This is a genomic window from Arsenicibacter rosenii (assembly GCF_001870735.1).
In the GTDB taxonomy this organism is placed as follows: domain Bacteria; phylum Bacteroidota; class Bacteroidia; order Cytophagales; family Spirosomataceae; genus Arsenicibacter; species Arsenicibacter rosenii.
On record NZ_MORL01000001.1, the window covers coordinates 865,700 to 880,043 of the forward strand.

The following is a 14,344-nucleotide window of genomic DNA, read 5'->3' on the forward strand; positions in this document are numbered from 1 at the left end:
CGATACGATCCCTCAACCTTGTGGTTGGGGGATTTTTTTGTGGCTGTCAATTGTTTAGTTTTGTCTATACCGGTATTTTGAAAAAACGATCAGCCATTATGACTACCGCTCAGATTTTGTTCGAACAATATAAAGTGCTGCCGTCCCGCGTGAAACGGGAGCTTAAGGAAATGATTATTCAGGAAGAAGCGGAAGATATCGTCCCGTTGAAAGATCAGATTAAAGAGGGTTTGAAAGAAATCAAACTCATTAAACAAGGAAAACTGAAGGCAAGAACCTTGGATCAGGTATTAACTGAACTTGAAGATGAAGCCTAAAATTCTTGCCCTTCCTTATTTTGACCGAAAGCTGAAGCGATTAGCAAAAAAATATCTATCGCTTACTCAAGAATTAAGGGCCTTGGAAAAGGAAATTGAACAAAATCCCAGGCTCGGCACTGACCTTGGGGCGGGTCTCTACAAAATACGGCTAAAGGAAAAGGAAAAAGTGGTGGATTTCGTGTCATAACCTATTATGTCGACGTAACTGACGACATCGAAACGATTTTCCTGGTTACGATTTATGACAAGTCTGAAGAGTCTGCCATCACCAAATCAGAACTTATCGAGATTATCAACAACTCGTTTGACGACGAAGACACTATATAAACGAAGCGGCCCCGATCAGCGTGATCGGGGCCGCTTCGTTATGCTGCTATCGCGACCGTTTCGGCGCTTTCTTTGCCGATGGTCAGCGGCTGACCCAGCAGCTGAAGCGTTATCGGCTGCGCTGAGAAGTTTTCGACCGTTACCGAGTCCTGCGTTACCGACACCTGTAACAATACCCCTCGGAAACGCAGCTTAAAGGCCAGCGACTGCCAGTTATCCGGACAATACGGATCGAGCCGCAAGGTTTCATTCTGTACCCGCAGCCCACCAAAACCCTTCACGACCGCCAGCCATGTACCTGCCATAGACGTAATGTGCAGACCATCTTCCGTATCGTTGTTATAGTCGTCCAGATCCAGACGGGCCGTACGGAGATACATCTCATACGCTTTCTCCTTCATCCCCAGCTTCGACGCCAGTACGGAGTGTACACAAGGCGACAGCGACGATTCGTGCACCGTCATCGGCTCATAAAAGTCGAAGTTCCGGCGCAGGGCTTCCGTATCAAATTCGTCGTCAAAGAAATAGAAGCCTTGCAGCACATCGGCCTGCTTAATAAAACAGGAACGCAGAATCCGGTCCCACGACCAGTTCTGGTTCAGCGGCCGCTGCCCTTTCGGAATGTCATTGACCGGCATCAGTTCCTTATCCAGGAAGCCTTCCTGCTGCAGAAATACACCGCGTTCCGGATCAAACGGATAGTGCATGTTTGCCACAATGTGTTTCGCCGTAGCCACCTCTTTCTCCTCGCGGAAGTGAATCCGTTCGGCCAGTTCGGCAAAGGCTTCCGGATTTAGTGCTTTCACCTTTTCGACGGCCTCAATGGTATACCGCAGTGTCCAGGCGGCGATGTAGTTGGTATACCAGTTATTGTTAACGTTATTTTCGTATTCATTCGGGCCCGTCACGCCCAACATGACATACTGCTGTTTGGCGCCCGACCAGTTGACCCGCTGACTCCAGAACCGGCTGATGGCAATCAGCACCTCCAGGCCATAGTCAACCAGATACGGCTCATCGCCGGTGTAGCGTACATAATCGTAGATGGCATACGCAATGGCCCCGTTCCGGTGAATTTCTTCGAACGTGATTTCCCACTCGTTGTGGCATTCCTCTCCGTTCATGGTCACCATCGGATAGAGCGCGGCCCCAGCCTTAAAGCCGAGTTTCTGTGCATTTTCAATGGCTTTACCCAGCTGCTTGTGGCGATAGACCAGCAGGTTACGGGCTACTTTCTGATCGGCCGTAGCCAGATAAAACGGTAAGCAATAGGCTTCGGTATCCCAGTAGGTCGATCCGCCGTATTTTTCACCCGTGAAGCCTTTCGGGCCGATGTTCAACCGTTCGTCTTCGCCGGTATAGGTCTGTTCGAGCTGGAAGATATTGAACCGGATACCTTGCTGGGCAGCTACATCCCCGTCAATGGTAATGTCGTTCATTTTCCACTTATCAGCCCACGCCTGTTTCTGCTCATACAGCATCTTGTCGAACCCCTTGCGGGTAATCCGCTGGATATACTGACGCGCATCGGCTAACAGGTTATCCGGGTCGTAGTTGAGCGACGAGAGGTTAACCGCGTATTTGTAGATGGCCGTTTCCTGCCCGCGCTCACAATCAAGCGTCATGCGGTTGGCTACGTACTTTTCGTATTTGATCGGCTGTGACTGGTAATCAATTTTAGTACCGTTCTGCTCAATTTCAACGCACATGCCGGTAGCCACATGGAAGCCGGTTTTCCGGGTCCGCAGCTCGATGTACGCTTCGCCGTAGGCGGTTTCCTTACGTACTTCATCCCAGAACTTCTCGTCGTAATTGGCATCCTTGTTACGGATGTCTCCATCGATATAGGGCGTGATCGTGATCTTACCATCGAAGTTCAGCGGGGTGATGGCATACCTGATAGCACCGGCCTCGTCATCGACAATCGAGCAGAAGCGTTTTGCATTTACCTGTAGTTCTTTACCGCTTTTCAGTATGGCAACAAACGACCGTTCGAGGTAGCCTTCCTGCATATTCAGCACCCGGCGGAAGTCACGGACCTCGCAATGGTTCAGGTCAAGGCTTTCGTACTCGATGTCGATATTGATGCCAATCCAGTTGGCGGCATTCAGTACCTTAGCGAAATACTCCGGGTAGCCGTTTTTCCACCAGCCAACGCGGGTTTTGTCGGGATAATAGACCCCGGCCACGTAATTGCCCTGTAATGTTTTTCCGGTAAACTGCTCTTCGAAATTGCCACGCTGCCCCATCCGGCCGTTGCCAAGGCTCATCGCACTTTCCGTAATTTCATTGTAGTCACGGTGGAAGCCCTCTTCGACTATACACCAGGGATCGTTAATCAGATATTGTTTCATCAGAGGTAAAAATAGCATGCGAAAATAGGGATTTACCGATTACGCATGCAGGGGTATCGTAAGTAGGTACGCAGAAATATCCTTTCTTGTTAGTTACGTTCAAATTATTCACCGTGCGACAGCATCTCTTTCGCCCGTAGTGCCTGATTGATATGCCGTTCCGTATGGGCCACCAGCATCAGCAGGGCATCGCCCAGACGGATCCGGATGCTGTTGCCGAACAAGGTAGCGAGTTTTGTGGTGTTCCAGTCCAGATAAACGCCTTTGTCGATCAGTGTATGTAACGTTTGCTGCAGGTCCACAAATTGCTGCATCACATCCGCTACATCCAGGTCCTGTGCCTGTCGTGGTTTGATAAACGACGGAGCAGGCAGTTTCATTTTTGTTTTCGGGTCAACCGCCCAGCGCAAAGCCCGCCCTACCCAACCGGATTCGAGTGGCTGGTCTGCCGGCTGGTGCTGAATCAGCCCCAGCTGATCTACCTTATGCTGGATATTCCGGATGTAAAACCGTTCGGCCAGATTCAGGTGTTGCAGACATTCGATCATGCTCCACTTATCCGGAGCCGGTTTCCGGCTCAGCTGCTCATGGGTTAACGGACGAAAATCCTGATCAATGATCGTTAATACGGCCGATAAACGCTGCTGAAGTTGCCGGGCAGTTTCGAGCTTTTGCATGGGTTATAAACGGGCTAAAATTTGTGAAACCGTAACGTTTTCAAGGGACGGAAACACCATACTGGCCTTTGTCAGGACATCCGGCGACCCCAGACCAACCGCAAACGAACCCGCCCGCAGGGCTGATTCAATCCCGGCTACCGCATCTTCAAAGACCACACATTCTGCGGGTTGTACGCCCAGTTCCTCCGCCCCTTTTAAGAACACTTCCGGATCCGGCTTGCCTTTTGCGATTTTGTTACCGTCGATAATGGCATCGAACTGACCGGTCATCCCGATGCGTTCCAGGATCAGACCGGCATTTTTACTGACAGACCCGAGGGCGGTTTTCAGGCCAGCCTCCCGCACCTGCGCGAAAAACGCCGGCACGCCCGGTAAAATATCGGTTGGCGTCATCCGGCTGACCAGCTCCAGATACCACTGATTTTTCAGGGTAGCCAGTTCCTGTTTTTTTTCTTCCGGAAGCTGCACATTCCCGTGTGCCAGAATCAGCTCCAGCGAGTCCATCCGGCTGACGCCCTTTAGTCCTTCGTTAAATTCTTCGGAAATATCAAACCCCAGCTCATTCGCCATCCGGCGCCAGGCTTGATAATGATAAATGGCCGTATCTACAATTACGCCATCAAGATCAAACAGAAATGCTTTGACAGGTTGCATGAATTAAAGTAAGTACCAGTCCGCAAAATAACACAACTCCGGCAGAATCAGCACAAACAGGCCGGTTAAATCGCACAATGGATAGACTCCCCGGCCAATCGGGAACTTAATCCAATTGAAAAATATTATGCCATAAAACAAGACAAAAACATAAACAATTACAGCTATGGCAGAGACCAAATATGCCCTGGAAGCAACTGATGCTAACTTTAGCGAACTGATTAATTCTGATAAACCTGTTCTGGTTGACTTCTGGGCTGAGTGGTGCGGACCGTGTAAGATGATTGGCCCGGTTGTGGAAAAATTAGCCGAAGAATATGAAGGTAAAGCAGTAGTTGCGAAAATGGATGTTGATGCGAACTCTACTACACCCGCAAAATTCGGTATCCGTAGCATCCCGACTTTGCTGATTTTCAAAAACGGAGAACTGGCTGACAAAATCGTTGGTGCCGTTCCTAAAAACGTTCTGGAGCAAAAATTAGCCGCTCAGCTGTAAGCCATCTGCTTACTGAGCGTTACTGATACATCTGAAATCTGAGTACCCCTCAAAAAGAAATGCCAGGTATATTGCCTGGCATTTCTTTTTGTATTTTTGGCCTCCTTCATCAACTTGTCCGCAAGCATTTTTATGAATACCTCAGCCATTACAACATCTGTTTTTGACTTATTTAAAGTAGGCCCCGGCCCGTCGAGTTCTCATACAATCGGCCCGATGAAAGCGGCTTTTGATTTTCGCGGGCGCATCGGTGATTTGTCAGAAGAAACCCTGGCGAAAGCCAACCGCATTGATATGCTGCTCTTTGGCTCCCTGAGTGCCACGGGGAAAGGGCACGGCACCGACCGTGCTATCGTAGCCGGTCTGCTCGGCTGGCAACCCGAAACAACCGATCCGGATCAACTGCTCGCGCTGCTGAAAGACCCGGACCAGCAATACCCCGTTACCGTAAACGGCCACACCTATCCCGTTGGACCGTCGGATATTTATTTTGAACGCCGCCGGTATGACTCGCCCTATGCCAATACCATGGTGCTGCGGCTGGCCGGCGGGGATGAGGTGCTGCTGGAAGAAGAATATTACTCGATCGGTGGTGGGTTTGTGATCCGGAAAGGGGAACCCGAAACGCCTCAGGCCTCGATTGAACCGCCGTATCCCTACCAGACCATGAAAGAACTGAAAGCGCATCTGAGCCAACATAACCTGTCGCTGGATGAACTGATCATGGCCAATGAAATCGCTCTGACCGGCCGTTCTGCCAAAGAAATCAACCAACGTATTGATCAGATTCTGGACTTTATGCACCGGGCCGTCCGGCGCGGACTACGGCACAAAGGCACCTTGCCGGGTTCGATCAAACTACGGCGAAAGGCTCCGTTGCTCTACCAACAGGCGAAAGGCATGTCCCATTCGTCAGACAGTTTTCTGATCTTTCTGAATGCCTACTGTCTGGCGGCATCTGAAGAGAACGCGGCGGGCGGTATTGTTGTAACTGCCCCGACCTCAGGGGCTTCCGGTGTCATTCCGGGCTTGACCTATCTCGCCAAACACCATTTCCACTACGACAAGGCAACCTTACGGAAAGGCATGATGGCGGCGGCGGCGGTTGGTTTTCTGGTCAAACACAATGCCAGTATCTCGGGAGCCGAAATGGGGTGCATGGGCGAAATCGGCTCAGCGTCGGCGATGGGGGCCGCCTTCCTGACGCATGCAGCCGGTAAGTCCATCGACGCGGTTGAATCGGCCGCCGAAATCGGCATCGAACATCACCTGGGCATGACCTGCGACCCGATTGGCGGGTATGTGCAGATTCCCTGCATCGAACGAAATGCCATGGGGGCCGTTAAAGCCTACAACGCCTTTTTGCTGGCAACGTCCGGCGCGCCGTCGATGCAAAAGATTTCGCTCGACTCGGTCATCAAAGTGATGAAAGCAACCGGCCGCGACATGTCGACCAAATACAAGGAAACATCGGAAGCGGGGCTGGCCCTCAGTGCTACCGAATGTTAACAATTTTCATATCCGGCAGTTTAACAAACAGATTCTGTTTACTGTGTTCTGTGTTCGTTTACTAATTGCCGCAACGCAGAACACAGTGAGCAGAACCATGCAGTTACCAACAGAACGAAGGAACGTTAATCATGTCGAATATCTATACACCCAACCAGCAACGAATACTACTGATTGCCAGCCTGTTCATTATCGGGGGCTTCATTATTGTCGGCGTCAGCCAATACATCACAGCCTTTTTAGGAGCCGTGATCCTTTACGTCGTTTTCCGGCCGTGGTTCCATAACCTGGTCCATAAGCGCGGCTGGAACCGGACACTGGTTACTGTGCTGCTGATCGTTTTTTCCATTGTTGTCATTATTCTGCCTTTTCTGGCCCTGAGCCTGTTGCTGGCCAGCCGGATCCAGTTTTACAGCCGCAATCCGGAACCGATTCTGCAACTGATTAATAAGGTCGAACAACTGACGAAGTTCAAGATTACTGACGAGAAGAATATCCGGTCGATGGTACAGCAGGGGGCGTCATTTGCCAGTAAGCAATTCCCGTCTGTTCTTAGCGGGACCCTCGATTTTATCATTATCATGGGCCTGCTTTATGTCGCGCTCTACTTCATGTTTATGGAAGAAGAGTCGTTTCTGAAAGGGCTCCGGAAGTACCTGCCATTTAAGTCAGCGACACTCAACAACCTGGGCGAAGAGCTTAAGAACATGGTGAATGCCAACGTACTCGGGCAAGCACTCGTCTCCTTTGTTCAGGCCATTCTGACCGGCCTGACGCTCTGGATTTTCGGAGTGCCCGACCCGGCGTTCTGGGGCATGGTTACCTTTTTCTTTGCCTTTATTCCCGTACTTGGTACTCCGGTGGTTTTTGTACCCGCCGCCATCCTGCAGATTTCCAGCGGTAATACCGGTCAGGGAGTAGGTATTCTGCTGGTAGGCGCCATTGTCATCATCAACATTGATAACCTGCTGCGCATCTGGCTGGCCAAACGCATGGGCGACGTTCATCCGCTGATTACGCTGGTCGGTATCGTGTTAGGGGTTCCTATTTTCGGTATCCTTGGCTTAGTGATCGGGCCACTACTGCTCTCCTACTTTATTGTCTTGATGAAAGTTTTTGAACGCGAGAACCATAAGCTCCGTATCGAAATTGCCAGGGACCAGGACGATGTAGAAGCAAGAGCGGAGAGCTTACCCCGTAAATAATAATCCGCATTGGCATATTCACGGGAAAGTGCCTATTTTTGTTATACGCAGAAAAAACAGCACTTTCCCATGAACGACGTCATCGCTTATTTTGAACATATCCCTTCAGCCCACCGAAGCCTGATTCTGGTAAGTGGCATTACTGTCTTCTGGCTGCTCGAAAGTGCGGTTCCGCTTTTCCGGTTTTCCTACCAAAAATGGAGCCACGCCGGCATTAACTTCTTCTTTACGTTTACCACGATACTGGTCAATTTTGTTTTAGCCTTTATTCTGGTCAAAACCGTTGACTGGACTACGCAGGCCCAGATTGGCCTGCTGCACTGGGTAGCCATGCCTGTCTGGGTGCAGCTGATTGCGGGGCTCCTGCTAATGGATTTTGTCGGGGCATGGCTGGCCCACTGGACGGAGCACCACATCTGGTGGCTCTGGCAGTTCCATACGATTCATCATTCAGATACCCATGTTGATACGACCACCGCAAACCGCCATCATCCCGGCGAGAGTGTCATCCGGTTTCTGTTTACAACCCTGGCTATCGTAATCACAGGTGCGCCAATGTGGCTGGTGTTCCTGTATCAGTCGCTGTCGGTGGTACTGTCGCAGTTTAACCATGCCAACATCGTTCTGCCTGCATGGGCCGACAAAGCCATGAGCTGGCTGATCGTTACGCCGAACATGCACCATGTACACCACCACTACGCGCTGCCACTCTCCAATACAAACTACGGCAACATTTTCTCAGTCTGGGACCGGCTCCTCGGTACCTTCGTACAGGTTGATAATCAGAAACTTGTCTATGGACTGGACACCTATACTAACCCCGCCGAACATCAACACATCGGCAATATGTTAAAGCTGCCGTTTAAGGGATACCGCCCGCCGGTTGCAACAGAACAACCTGACCCGCAACCCCCGCGAGCGGTTAAACCGGTATTATAACGTCCGCTCAAAAACCCAAAACTCATGCCGGCCGTCCGGACTGGGCATAGTACGGGTATGGGAAAAACCCAGACGGCCCAGCAGTCCCTGTGATCGCGGATTGTGCTGAATGGTAAACGCATACAGCCGTGAATACCCCTTGCTGCGGGCAAAATCAAGCACAGCCTCTGCCGCCTCCCGGGCATACCCTTTTCCGGCATACTCGTCAAGCAAAGCAAAGCCCATGTCCGGCGCATCCAGAAAATCACGTTGCAGCAACCCGCATAAGCCAATCGGCTGCAGCAACGCCTTTTCGTAGATCAGATATAAACCAAAACCATATTTCTCATAATTCGCCTGCTGTACGTCCCGGATATACCAGCGGGCATCAGCTTCGTTTTTTACGCCCCGATCGCCGATAAATTCCATCCAGGACGGGCTGGTCAGTAAGGTTTGAATAAACGGAGCATCGTCAACCACCAGTTGACGGATTTCCAGCCGGGGTGTTTCACGGATAAGCATTGTGTTCTTAGCGGTAGTTTTCAGGTAAAAAAAACAGGACTGACAGCATGGCTGTCAATCCTGTTGCAAGGTACATGTTTTATAGAAAAACCGGTCTGGTCTATTCCTGCCGGAAGCTTTTCATGATCCAGCCTCCGCCGACAACGTCGTCGCCTTCGTAGAAAACAGCCGCCTGTCCCGGCGCAATGGCCGATACGCCCTGTTCAAATAACACCTTAATCTGGTCATCGGCCTCCTGCGAAATAATGGCTTTGGTCCCCTGGTCTTTATACCGCACTTTTGTCACGGTTTCCATGGGTGCTTCTATCGCCGCATATTTCTGCAGATTCAGCTTACTGACCAGCATACCATCGCGGTATAAGTCCTGATCCAGCCCCAGTACTACTTCGTTGGTATCTTTCCGGATATCGGTCACGAAAACGGGATGTCCCAGGGCAATGCCTAATCCTTTCCGCTGCCCGATGGTATAAAACGGGTATCCTTCGTGTTTACCAACCACGCGGCCATCTTCCATCACAAAATTACCACCAGCCACTTCTTTTTCGAGCCCCGGCACACGGCGTTTCAGAAAACCACGGTAGTCATTATCGGGTACAAAACAGATTTCATACGACTCCGATTTTGTCACCAGCTCGATAAATCCGCGTTCTTTAGCCATCTCACGGATTTCGGATTTACGCAGGTGCCCCAACGGTAATTTTGTCCGGCCCAGGCTTTCCTGCGACACCCCCCAGAGCACATACGACTGATCTTTGAGGTTATCAATGCCTTTCGAAACCACCTGCCGTCCATTTTCTTCGCGCAGGTTGGCATAGTGGCCGGTTGCGATAAACTCGCAGCCGAGCCGGTCGGCGCGGCGGAGCAAGGCATCCCATTTGATGTGGGTATTACACAGCACACACGGGTTCGGTGTCCGGCCCGACAGGTATTCGTTTGTAAAGTGATCAATTACATAGTCCCCGAATTCCGACCGGATGTCGAGAATATAATGGGGGAAGCCCAGGCTAACGGCAATGTTACGGGCATCGTTAATGGAATCGAGGCTACAGCAGCCGGTTTCTTTTTTGGTACCACCCGAGGACGCATAATCCCAGGTTTTCATCGTCATACCAATTACTTCATACCCTTCTTCGTGTAATAAAACTGCTGCCAGCGAAGAGTCGATGCCGCCACTCATAGCGACCAGAATGCGTCCGTGTTTGCTCATTGGATCCGTCCAGGGTTCAAAGCCCTGCGATTAAAGATATACTGAATTCAAACCCCGTAACGCTGTTTCTGTAAAAATCATTCAGTATACGGCCCGAATTTCACAACAGCCCCCATCTGAGAGAAAAAGCGCTGAATCCGAAATCAATCTATGAGGAATCGGATGGTACCATTACTTTTGTACCTTACTTCACCGGACAGAGGCCGGCTGCTCACGCACCGCTATGCTGTCCTGTTCTTTTCTGTCTACAATGGCTCTGAAAACCATCGTCAAAATCAGCAACGTTACGAATCTGAGTGATGCCCGCTATTGCGCCGGTATGGGCGTGGATATGCTTGGCTTCTCCATGGACGAGCAATCGCCCGAATACGTTGATCCTAAAAAATTAGCCGAAATCCGTTCGTGGGTGGCCGGCGTTCAGATCGTTGGCGAAACAACATCGACTGATCTGACCCAACTCGAACAATTACTGGAGCTGTATCAGCCCGACATTTTACAAATCAACGAAAGTGCGCTGCTGCCTTATGTATCCAGCTTCGGCAAACCGGTAATTCTTTCGCTTGACCTGTCTCTGCTTTCCCTTGAGCAGCTTGACGCCCTGGCGACCACCCCGTTAGCAGGTGCCGATTTCGTCCTGCTGGAAAGCCGGGCAGCCCTCCACTTAGACGCTGACCTCTCGGCACAGATCAACCAGCTGGCCGCCCGCCATCCGGTATTACTCGGCACAGGCTTCTCCGCTGACTCAATCAACGGCCTGCTCAGCACACTGCCCGTTCAAGGGATTGCGTTGCAGGGAGGCGACGAAGAACGTCCCGGCAATAAAGAATTCGGGGCGCTGATGGATATACTTGAAGTACTCGAAACCGAAGATTAAGCAACCATTGAGGGTTTTCTTGGCAAAACACAGTAGTATGTATTACCTATTATCAGGCAAAACCCTCAATTCATCAAATCCTGTTTCCACTCTTCCATCTTAGATTGTCGTTCCGGCCGCTGCCTGCTAGGTTTACATCATCAATCAACTACTGATGAACAATGGAACGACGCTTAGAACGCATTCCCGGTGAGGCAAAAATCGGGGGCGTGTGTGCTGGTCTGGCACACTATTTCAATCTCGATAGTGCATTAATCCGCGCATTATTTGTTGTCGGAATTTTTCTCCCGCATTGCCCGGCTTTGCTTATTTACGTTATATTGTGGATCGCATTGCCTGAGCGTCTGTACGGAACCGCTTATTCTCAATCAACTCTTTACGCTAATCCTTCTTTTTCTATGCATACTTCAAATCAAAAACCGCAAGGTAGTATCATTGGTGGGGTGGTCCTCATCATCCTGGGTGTCTTGTTTTTACTGGATCGTTGGTTTGACGTTGATCTCGGCGATCTGTGGCCACTGTTCCTGATCGCGATCGGCGTTTGGCTTATCTTCAAGGACCGGATCAAACCGCCTTATGATAACAACACCTACAACAACCCGACCAATTATAACAATCCGACCGACTATAACTCACCGTCGAACCCGGGCGGTACACTGTAAGCCATGAAAACGAAAGGACTTTTCTGGGGCTGTTTCTTTGTCGTCTTTGGTTTGCTGTTTCTCGGCCGCAATATGGGCTGGCTGGCCATCGACTGGGACTACCTGAAAGACTTCTGGCCCGTATTACTGATTCTGGCAGGTATTAACCTGATTCTGGAACGACGCAACAGTCAGCTGGTATTAGTCACAACCCTGTTGCTTGGCATCATTGCCCCGGTAGCACTCTTCAGTTTCCTGAACCGCGACCGTGATTTCGGCCGGTACGAATACCACCTCGGCGACGATAATTATGACGACGGGGAAGATGACCGCGAAGCCGAAGAAGATGAAAACGATACGTTCCGGTCTGACAACGGTAAGGTACACGAAAACGTCTTTGTCGAAACGATGTCTGCCGATACGCGTGAAGCAAAACTCAGGTTTGAGGGCGGTGCCGGTCATTTTGTGATCGGCGAAACGTCGACTGACCTGATCAAGGCCGAAACCAAACAATCGTTCGGTACCTATAAAATGGAAGTCGAACGCGATCCGACCACCCGCACACCAACCATCGTACTGACGCCCAACGAAGGCAATGTGAAGATTAAGGACGGGGAGCTGAAAAACAAGGTGAATGTTTCGCTGAATCCGAATCCGGTCTGGGACATTGATATCGACATGGGGGCCGGTGAAGGCGACTTCGACCTGAGCGCTTTTCAGGTAAAACAGGTATCCATTGATGCCGGTGCCGCCGATGTAGACCTCAAACTAGGCGATAAGGCGGCTCAAACCGATGTTAAAGTCAGTGCCGGTGTGGCCTCTGTCGTGATTCGTGTACCGGCTCAGGTTGGTTGCCGGATTGAAAAAGACGGCGCGCTGAATATCAACGAACTTGAGGATTTTCAGAACACCGGAAACGGCGTGTATGTGAGTCCGGAGTACGATAAAGCCACGAAGAAAATCAACATCCGGTTCGAAGGTGGTATTTCCCGGTTCAAGGTAGAACGCTACTAATAACAAAGCCCTCTCAACAGTCATTGAGAGGGCTTCTTCATGTATGGGTTAGCGTTAATTTTTTAACTGCTCGAGGAGCATTTTACTGAAAGTCCGTTCGGTGTTGTACAGTTCGTTGAGCTGCTTGGGCGAGATTACCTTCAGAAACTTTTTCGAGTATTCTTCGTCCAGATTGGCCAGCTGCTGTTTCAGTTCGTTAATTTCCTTGATGTTGCTGAGTGCTTTTTCGTCAGTCAGGTTTTGGCCTCCGTTCAGCTGACGGATTTTCCGGCGGATATCCGAGCGCTTATCGTCGTATTCGTTATAAACCGACCAGAAGCCCGGGGCCTGATCAGAGGTCAGATTGAGCCGGTTGGTAATCAAACCAATCTTGGCACTTTCGATTTGCTGCCGTCCTCCTCCTTGCGCCATTGCTACCCCGCCCGATAACAGCAACCAAACTAAACAAAAGCCTATAAGTCGTCGCATGGTAATCATTACTGTGTGTTTCAAGAACCAAATTCCATTGTTTGTGGGTCGTACAATTCGTGTGTATCAATGTGTTGCCGAACATCTTCCGGCCGAACGTCCAGATAGCGGAACAACGTTGAATCACTACTTACTGCCGATTGTTGGACAGCATTGTCTACCAGATCATCTACTGTCACACCTTCTTCGTCCAGGTAACTCAGAATTGCCTCATTGCTAACCCCGCTCAGGGATTCATTGTCGAGCGCTTCCTGACGGGCGGGCCAGGTGATCCAGACCAATGCCGCCACCAAACCTGCTCCTGCCATTGATGCAACTGAGCGTTGCCATGACCAACTAACGGAGAATCCGTGTTGTTTTTTGGCAACCCGAGCCTGAACGCGTGAAGGCAGCATATCAAAATACCCCTCCGGCACGCTGGAAGCATTGCCTTCAAAGGGGTGCTGTCTGAGCGGATGCCCAGCCTTCAGCTCGTCCAGCGATATGTATTTCTTCTCATTCATAGCCATTTGCTTATTTGACAGGCCTCAATGGATAAGGTTTACTCGCCGTTTAGAAATTCTTCAATTTTTTTTACCGCTAAATGGTACGACGCTTTGAGCGCGCCGACCGAAGTACCCGTAATTTCCGAAATTTCTTCGTACTTCATATCATCGAAGTACTTCATATTAAATACCAGCCGCTGCTTATCGGGCAGTTTCAGCAAGGCTTTCTGAAGTTTCAGTTGTATTTCCTCCCCGCTGACATCCCCTCCTGAGGTAACGAAGTCCGAATTTTCTTCCAGCTTCTCCAGCAACTCGCCTTCTACATCACCGATTGGCAGAAAAAACTTCCGCCGTTTTTTATTCAGAAAGTTAAGACACTCGTTGGTGGCAATGCGGTAAATCCAGGTATATAACTGACTATCACCCCGAAAGTGTTCCAGACTAGACCAGACTTTGATAAATGTTTCCTGCACCAGATCATCCGCATCGTCATGGTCGATAACCATCTTGCGAATATGCCAATAAATTTTCTGCTGATACTTACGTACCAACAGATTAAAGGCATAATTCCGGCTCGCCGGATCACGGTATTTCTCAAGCAGTTCCTGGTCAGTCATTGTATATCAGTAGAGACGCAAGATCCTGCGTCTCTAGTCTACGTCAGTTCATC

The 14,344-nt window shown here is 50.2% G+C and carries 17 protein-coding genes; 9 read left to right on the forward strand and 8 right to left on the reverse strand.

Going from position 1 to position 14,344, the window contains the following annotated elements; translation table 11 throughout:
• The first annotated feature begins 98 nt into the window (after positions 1-98).
• Positions 99-317: a hypothetical protein gene (locus tag BLX24_RS03280; RefSeq protein ID WP_071501809.1), complete on the forward strand. Its 219-nt coding sequence runs from the start codon at positions 99-101 to the stop codon at positions 315-317.
• The gene (locus BLX24_RS33585; RefSeq protein WP_229201682.1) at positions 307-507 is read left to right on the forward strand and encodes a hypothetical protein; all 201 of its coding nucleotides are present in this window, start codon (positions 307-309) and stop codon (positions 505-507) included. The genes BLX24_RS03280 and BLX24_RS33585 overlap by 11 nt, the downstream gene beginning before the upstream one ends.
• 178 nt (positions 508-685) lie before the next feature.
• On the opposite strand, the gene BLX24_RS03290 is transcribed toward BLX24_RS33585, so the two are convergent.
• The 3 genes from BLX24_RS03290 to pgmB all read right to left on the reverse strand — a co-directional run bounded on the left by BLX24_RS03290 (position 686) and on the right by pgmB (position 4,335).
• Complete coding sequence (locus BLX24_RS03290) at positions 686-3,001, reverse strand: glycoside hydrolase family 65 protein (protein ID WP_071501604.1); 2,316 nt, start codon at positions 2,999-3,001, stop codon at positions 686-688.
• A 104-nt stretch (positions 3,002-3,105) separates the two neighbouring features.
• A complete protein-coding gene (locus BLX24_RS03295; RefSeq protein WP_071501605.1) occupies positions 3,106-3,678 on the reverse strand; it encodes a DinB family protein in 573 nt (190 codons plus the stop codon).
• 3 nt (positions 3,679-3,681) lie between these two features.
• Positions 3,682-4,335: a beta-phosphoglucomutase gene (gene pgmB, locus BLX24_RS03300; protein WP_071501606.1), complete on the reverse strand. Its 654-nt coding sequence runs from the start codon at positions 4,333-4,335 to the stop codon at positions 3,682-3,684.
• Positions 4,336-4,501: 166 nt separating this feature from the next.
• On the opposite strand from pgmB, the gene trxA reads away from it, so the two are divergent.
• The 4 genes from trxA to BLX24_RS03320 all read left to right on the forward strand — a co-directional run bounded on the left by trxA (position 4,502) and on the right by BLX24_RS03320 (position 8,484).
• Positions 4,502-4,831: a thioredoxin gene (gene trxA, locus BLX24_RS03305; RefSeq protein ID WP_071501607.1), complete on the forward strand. Its 330-nt coding sequence runs from the start codon at positions 4,502-4,504 to the stop codon at positions 4,829-4,831.
• A 132-nt stretch (positions 4,832-4,963) separates the two neighbouring features.
• Entirely contained in the window at positions 4,964-6,340 is a 1,377-nt protein-coding gene (locus BLX24_RS03310; protein ID WP_071501608.1) for an L-serine ammonia-lyase, read from the forward strand.
• A gap of 131 nt (positions 6,341-6,471) precedes the next feature.
• Entirely contained in the window at positions 6,472-7,545 is a 1,074-nt protein-coding gene (locus BLX24_RS03315; RefSeq protein ID WP_071501609.1) for an AI-2E family transporter, read from the forward strand.
• Between the two features lie 69 nt (positions 7,546-7,614).
• Positions 7,615-8,484, forward strand: a complete 870-nt coding sequence (locus BLX24_RS03320; protein WP_071501610.1) for a sterol desaturase family protein — start codon at positions 7,615-7,617, stop codon at positions 8,482-8,484.
• On the opposite strand, the gene BLX24_RS03325 is transcribed toward BLX24_RS03320, so the two are convergent.
• Together BLX24_RS03325 and mnmA are read right to left on the reverse strand one after the other, a co-directional pair.
• The gene (locus tag BLX24_RS03325) at positions 8,479-8,985 is read right to left on the reverse strand and encodes a GNAT family N-acetyltransferase (protein WP_083421762.1); all 507 of its coding nucleotides are present in this window, start codon (positions 8,983-8,985) and stop codon (positions 8,479-8,481) included. The two genes, BLX24_RS03320 and BLX24_RS03325, sit on opposite strands and share 6 nt — an antisense overlap.
• A 100-nt stretch (positions 8,986-9,085) precedes the next feature.
• Positions 9,086-10,192 (reverse strand): tRNA 2-thiouridine(34) synthase MnmA, encoded by a 1,107-nt coding sequence (gene mnmA / locus BLX24_RS03330; protein WP_071501611.1) that lies wholly within the window; start codon positions 10,190-10,192, stop codon positions 9,086-9,088.
• Positions 10,193-10,442: 250 nt separating this feature from the next.
• Between mnmA and trpF the strand changes: the two genes are divergently transcribed.
• The 3 genes from trpF (at position 10,443) to BLX24_RS03345 (ending at position 12,721) form a co-directional block, all read left to right on the forward strand.
• The gene (gene trpF / locus BLX24_RS03335) at positions 10,443-11,066 is read left to right on the forward strand and encodes a phosphoribosylanthranilate isomerase (RefSeq protein WP_071501612.1); all 624 of its coding nucleotides are present in this window, start codon (positions 10,443-10,445) and stop codon (positions 11,064-11,066) included.
• Between the two features lie 161 nt (positions 11,067-11,227).
• A complete protein-coding gene (locus tag BLX24_RS03340) occupies positions 11,228-11,728 on the forward strand; it encodes a PspC domain-containing protein (protein WP_071501613.1) in 501 nt (166 codons plus the stop codon).
• A 3-nt stretch (positions 11,729-11,731) separates the two neighbouring features.
• Positions 11,732-12,721 (forward strand): toast rack family protein, encoded by a 990-nt coding sequence (locus BLX24_RS03345; RefSeq protein WP_071501614.1) that lies wholly within the window; start codon positions 11,732-11,734, stop codon positions 12,719-12,721.
• A 54-nt stretch (positions 12,722-12,775) separates the two neighbouring features.
• On the opposite strand, the gene BLX24_RS03350 is transcribed toward BLX24_RS03345, so the two are convergent.
• Genes BLX24_RS03350 through BLX24_RS03360 form a run of 3 tightly spaced genes read right to left on the reverse strand, consistent with a single transcriptional unit; the run spans position 12,776 to position 14,291 of the window.
• Complete coding sequence (locus BLX24_RS03350) at positions 12,776-13,189, reverse strand: Spy/CpxP family protein refolding chaperone (RefSeq protein ID WP_229201683.1); 414 nt, start codon at positions 13,187-13,189, stop codon at positions 12,776-12,778.
• A gap of 20 nt (positions 13,190-13,209) precedes the next feature.
• The gene (locus BLX24_RS03355) at positions 13,210-13,692 is read right to left on the reverse strand and encodes a hypothetical protein (protein WP_071501811.1); all 483 of its coding nucleotides are present in this window, start codon (positions 13,690-13,692) and stop codon (positions 13,210-13,212) included.
• A 38-nt stretch (positions 13,693-13,730) separates the two neighbouring features.
• Positions 13,731-14,291, reverse strand: a complete 561-nt coding sequence (locus BLX24_RS03360; protein WP_071501616.1) for an RNA polymerase sigma factor — start codon at positions 14,289-14,291, stop codon at positions 13,731-13,733.
• Positions 14,292-14,344 lie beyond the last annotated feature (53 nt).